Source organism: Streptomyces sp. NPDC007162 (assembly GCF_040634175.1).
Lineage (GTDB): Bacteria > Actinomycetota > Actinomycetes > Streptomycetales > Streptomycetaceae > Streptomyces.
In genome coordinates this window covers 1-1,192 of sequence record NZ_JBEYFC010001043.1, presented here as the reverse complement: position 1 = coordinate 1,192, position 1,192 = coordinate 1, and the positions used below count along the sequence as shown (strand labels likewise).

Annotated in this window: 1 protein-coding gene; it reads right to left on the bottom strand. The window is 75.7% G+C overall.

Features of this window, described 5'->3' with window-relative positions; all coding sequences use genetic code 11:
• A partial coding sequence (gene crtI / locus ABZ646_RS47010) for a phytoene desaturase family protein (protein WP_360534027.1) occupies window positions 1–1,192 on the bottom strand: 1,192 nt, incomplete at both ends.

Genomic DNA, 1,192 nt, shown 5'->3' with positions numbered 1-1,192 from the left:
AGCAGGACGGGCGGTACCCCCACCCCGGGGGTCGTGCCGCAGCCGGCGAGGACGGCGTTGGCGGTGCCGCGCACCAGGTTGCGCGGCCGGAACGGGCCGGTCTGGGCGAAGGTGTGCGCGGCGGAGAAGGGCGTGCCCGCGGCATGTCCCTGCGCGCTCCAGTCGGCGGGGGTCACCAGGCACTCCTCCTCGATGGCGGACGCGATGCCCGCGAGGCCGCGGCGGTCCAGTTCGCGCAGCAGGCCGTCGCGGTAGCGGGCGCCGAGGCCGCTCCAGTCGGCGCTGCCCGGCCCGATGTCGGTGTTGGGGCACGGGGCGAGGACGTAGTGCAGGTGGCGGCCCGGCGGGGCCAGACCGGGGTCGGTCGCGGTGGGCCGGGTGATCAGCAGGGAGGGGTCGCTCATCAGCTCGCCGGTGTGCGTGAGTTCGCGGAAGGTGCGCCGCCAGGCACCGCCGAAGGACAGCGTGTGGTGGGCCAGTTCGGGCCAGGTGCGGTCGCAGCCGGCGTGCAGGACCACCGCGGACGGGGCGTGCCTGAGCCGCGCCGGGCGGCGCGGGGCGCGGCCCAGCAGTCGGTAGGCGACCGGCAGGTCGGGGGTCAGGACCACCGCGTCGCAGGGGATGCGCCGGTCGTCGGTCACCACGGCGGTGACGCGTTCACCGGAACGTTCCAGGCGGGTCACCCGCTGCCCGTAGTGGAACACCGCACCCGCCTCGGCCGCGGCGTCGGCCATGGCCCGGGGCAGGGCGTGCATGCCACCGCGCGGGAAGTACACCCCGGCGACGGTGTCCATGTAGGCGATCACCGCGTAGGCGGCCATCGCCCGCTCGGGCGGCACACCGGCGTACAGGGCCTGGAAGGAGAAGACGCGCCGCAGCCGCTCGTCGCGCAGGTGCCGGGCGACCCGCGCCTCCCAGCGGCCGAAGCCGCCGAGCGCGGCGAGCCGGACCAGGTCCGGGCCGAGCAGTTGCAGCGGCGAGTCGAAGTCCGCGTCGAGGAAGCGGCCGCGCTCGGCCTGGTAGAGCTGCCCCAGCCAGTGCCGCAGCCTGCGGTAGCCGGCCGCTTCGGCGCCCCCGGCGAACCGTTCGATCTCCGCCTCCATGGCCTCGCCGTCGGTGTGCACGTCGAGGGTGCTGCCGTCGGCGAAGCGTGCTCGGTAGGCGGGGTGCAGTTCGATCAGCTCGACGCGGT